Genomic DNA, 3,448 nt, shown 5'->3' on the forward strand with positions numbered 1-3,448 from the left:
GAGCCCGGTGCGGCCTGTGGAATCACGGACTGCTCAACAGCGCGCCAACCAGCTGCAGAACGCGTTCCACCACAGGAATCGGAGCCTTGGCGATCAGCTCGGCTTCTTGGCTGCGCCAGTCCAGGCTGCGTAGTTGATCCGCCAAGATCACACCCTGCACCGTTCCTTGTTCCGGCAGTGCCACTTCAAACGGGTATCCCTTCACCTTGCTGGTGATTGGACACACCAAAGCCAGGCCAACCTTGCTGTTGTAGGCCGATGGCGACACCACCACTGCCGGTCGGCGTCCAGCCTGCTCACGTCCACTCTGTGGCGTGAAGCTGAGCCAGATCAGATCGCCGCGCTCCGGCGCTCTCACCACGCCTCCGCACCGCTGGCATCGCCCCAATCAGTTGAGCTGTGTTGGTTCTCGGCCGTGATCTCAGCCAGTAGAGCCTCCAAGTGGATCGCCGCTGCGGGTCTTGCGAGCAATGCACCGTCCTCCACCTTCACCTCCATCTCGCTGCCGGAGCCAACGCCCAGCGCATTGGCGAACACCTTTGGGATCCTCAGCCCCAGGCTGTTGCCCCAGGCCTGCACCTTCACTTTCACTGCAGCCGCACTCGAATAGACAAAGTATATCCATCGGAGGCTTTGAAATCGGGGGAACCCCAAGCCCGATTGAATTCGGCCATGACCGAGGTCTCCAATCGTCCAACCATGCCCCCTATCGCTGCTGCAGGCACGGTGAATAACTGGTCGGGCAACGGTCACGATCAGCCCCCTCGGCAGAACAAGCGCCGTCATGCCGCAATCAAGCTGTGCCGGCCTCACTGGCCGATGCGGCCCTGATTCGCAGTCATCAACGCCTGCACCCAGGCCCATGGCGCTGATGTCTTGGCAGGCTGTGCGGTCGGTGGCGATCAGCGAGGGCCAGGATTCTTGACCGCTTGGTGCCACTCGGTCACACTAGAATTTGCTTGTGAGGGCGCTTCAGTGGTCGTCAAGAGTTCCGTGTCTATTCGTGAGGATCAGCATGCCTTTGCCAAAGCGTTGGTGAGTGCTGGTCGCTTTCCGTCCTTGAGTGCTGTGCTGCAGCAGGGTCTTGAGCTTTTGCAGCAGCAGGAGGCTGATGCCCAGGCCGATCGAGCCGCTTTGCGAGTCTTGCTCCAGCAGCGATCCGAAGGGGATTTCATCTCTGCCGATCAACTGCGGGCCAGGTTGGCGGCGCAGTCTCGATGAGTGAAGCTCCGTGGTCGGTGGTCTTCGCTGCAGAGGCGATCAACGATCTGCTGCTGATCACCGAGTACCTCACGCAGTCCTACTGCGGTTTTGGAGAGCCACCGGCTGAAGCCAATCGGCACGCCCAGGTGCGCATCGAGGCGATCATCGCTGCTGCCGAACGGCTGGCCACCGCTCCCTTCCGCAGAGAATGTCACGACGATCTGCTGCCTGGCCTTCGCCATCTGGCATTGGATCGCGCGGACTATTGGTTTCGTCCACGTTCTGAGCAGCGAGACATCCAGGTGTTGGCCGTGTTCTTTGGGGGCCAGGATCATCAGCGTCGGATGTTGGTGCGCCTGCTGCAAAACAGTTCCGAGGTCTGAGCCTTGTTTGTTCACCGGCTACGCCGAAGCTGTGGCGGTTGGGGCCAGCGTGGGTAGGGTTTGGTTTTCGATATCCAGGGCTGGATCACCCTGCTCCAGCGCTGCGTCAGGCCAGAAGGAGTCGTTCGAGGCCAGCGAAGCGATCGAAGTCGCGATCAAAGCTCACAAGCCGCCAGCCATTGCTGATGGCCAGCGCTGCCAGGTAGGTGTCGGTGCAGAGGCGGGCCGGGTGGTTGCCCCCTGCCATCAGCTGATGGAAGACATCCCAGCCATTGCTCGTCGGTGTCGCCATCCCCACTCCCTCGAGTTGGCAGAACGCTCGCAGAAGCTCAGAGGCATCCCGGGCGCTTTTCACCGCGGCGCCCATCACCTTCGCTTGGCTCACCAGGCGCACGAGGCCCAGGGCTGTCACCGTGCAGAACAGCACCTGTTCAGCGGCTTCGCCCTCCCAGTAGGCCACCGCATGATCGTGGTGCTTGTGATCGGCTGTCGCCAGTGCCAGCCACACGTTGAGGTCTGGCAGGTCTGCGCGGCCGCTCATGGCTCAAGCAGTTCAAACAGGGCGGCATTGCTCACGCGGCTGGAGTCAATCGCAAGTTGACCCTCAAGCCTCGGCAGCTGACGTGCTGAGCGTTGCGCAGTGGTCGATGGCGTCGGGGCCTCAAGACCTTGTTCTACGTAGTGCTGCAAAAGCTGCTTCAAGGTCAGCTGTTCCCTGGCGGCCCTCGCCTTGAGTCGCGCGAACAGAGGATCTGGCAGTTCGAGCGTGGTTCGCATGGGGCAGCTTGCCTGAAATGCGCATATTAATGCGCATCAACGCGATGGATCCATGGCGCGATGCCGAGGGTTGATCGATCCTGAGGGTTGAGCTGACGCTCCACCCACCCCATGGCTCCCACTCTTTATCTGCATTGGACCGCCACCGGTTACGACTGGATTCGGCCCGGCCGCTACCACGCGATCATCGGCGGGGATGGCCGGGTGCATCGGCTCCATGCCTACAGCGTCGATCTGCCGGCCCACACCTACGCCCGCAACAGCAACAGCGTCGCCCTTTCCTGCGCCTGCATGGGCGGCATCCCCGATCCCTGGACCCAGCCGCCGACGCCATCGCAGCTGCAAGCGCTCTGCGAGGAAGCGGCCGCCATTGCCCGCAGCTGGGGCTGGAGCGCTGAAGACATCACGATCCGCACGGTGATGACCCACGCGGAAGCCGCCTCCAACCGCGACGGCCGCGTCATGCACGACAACTACGGCCCCGTGATCTGGGGCGGCACCGGCGAGCGTTGGGATCTGCTGCAGCTCGAGAAGAACGGCCCCAGCGATGGCGGTGATCAGCTGCGCGCCCGCATCCGCGCCATCCTCGCTGGCAGCGATGGTGTGCCTCCGGCAGCGCCGGCGGGGCAGCCTGCCGGGTCGCCGCTGCAGTTCCGTGGCAGCACCACGATTCAGGCCCGCGGTGAGGCGCTCACGGTGCAGAGCGATGCCCATGGCACCTCCTGGGCCCTGGTGTCTGATTTGCTCGCGCTTTACGGCATCGCCTACGCCTGGGATGCCAATGGCCGCCGCGTCTTGATCGGTGCCCTCGATGTCGCCCCTACCTACCGCGACGATTCCGTGCAGGCGTCGGTGGGCTGGCCCCTGTTCACCATGACCCTGGAAACCGCCAGCGCCCCGGTGATCCTCACCGGCATCGTCCGCCCCTCCGACGCGGGCGATCGCGCCTGGTGCCGCGTGGTGGAATTCGCCGAGGAGTTCGGCATCACCGTGCGCTTCGAGCCTCTGGAGCTGGGCGAACGGCGCGGCGGCTGAGCCCGATCCCACGAGTTGGTGGTGGTTGACCAGCAGTGCTGGATCAGTGA

General features: G+C 63.5%; 6 protein-coding genes. 3 read left to right on the forward strand and 3 right to left on the reverse strand.

All coding sequences use genetic code 11. From position 1 onward, the window contains the following. Positions 1-22 precede the first annotated feature (22 nt). Entirely contained in the window at positions 23-358 is a 336-nt protein-coding gene (locus tag SynRS9909_RS01255; protein ID WP_255479188.1) for a type II toxin-antitoxin system PemK/MazF family toxin, read from the reverse strand. Continuing rightward, complete coding sequence (locus SynRS9909_RS13805) at positions 355-591, reverse strand: AbrB/MazE/SpoVT family DNA-binding domain-containing protein (RefSeq protein WP_007100891.1); 237 nt, start codon at positions 589-591, stop codon at positions 355-357. Before SynRS9909_RS13805 ends, SynRS9909_RS01255 begins: the two co-directional genes overlap by 4 nt. Before the next feature lie 402 nt (positions 592-993). Between SynRS9909_RS13805 and SynRS9909_RS01265 the strand changes: the two genes are divergently transcribed. Both SynRS9909_RS01265 and SynRS9909_RS01270 read left to right on the forward strand, forming a co-directional pair. Continuing rightward, positions 994-1,221 (forward strand): type II toxin-antitoxin system ParD family antitoxin, encoded by a 228-nt coding sequence (locus tag SynRS9909_RS01265; protein ID WP_240307729.1) that lies wholly within the window; start codon positions 994-996, stop codon positions 1,219-1,221. Next, the gene (locus SynRS9909_RS01270) at positions 1,218-1,586 is read left to right on the forward strand and encodes a type II toxin-antitoxin system RelE/ParE family toxin (RefSeq protein ID WP_007100888.1); all 369 of its coding nucleotides are present in this window, start codon (positions 1,218-1,220) and stop codon (positions 1,584-1,586) included. The genes SynRS9909_RS01265 and SynRS9909_RS01270 overlap by 4 nt, the downstream gene beginning before the upstream one ends. Positions 1,587-1,692: 106 nt before the next feature. Here SynRS9909_RS01270 and SynRS9909_RS01275 read toward each other — a convergent pair whose 3' ends face one another. Further along, a complete protein-coding gene (locus SynRS9909_RS01275; protein WP_007100887.1) occupies positions 1,693-2,127 on the reverse strand; it encodes a TA system VapC family ribonuclease toxin in 435 nt (144 codons plus the stop codon). Between the two features lie 347 nt (positions 2,128-2,474). Between SynRS9909_RS01275 and SynRS9909_RS01280 the strand changes: the two genes are divergently transcribed. After that, positions 2,475-3,398, forward strand: coding sequence for an N-acetylmuramoyl-L-alanine amidase (locus SynRS9909_RS01280; RefSeq protein ID WP_007100885.1), 924 nt, complete (start codon positions 2,475-2,477; stop codon positions 3,396-3,398). Positions 3,399-3,448: the final 50 nt, after the last annotated feature.

Source organism: Synechococcus sp. RS9909 (genome assembly GCF_014279595.1).
Lineage (GTDB): Bacteria > Cyanobacteriota > Cyanobacteriia > PCC-6307 > Cyanobiaceae > Synechococcus_C.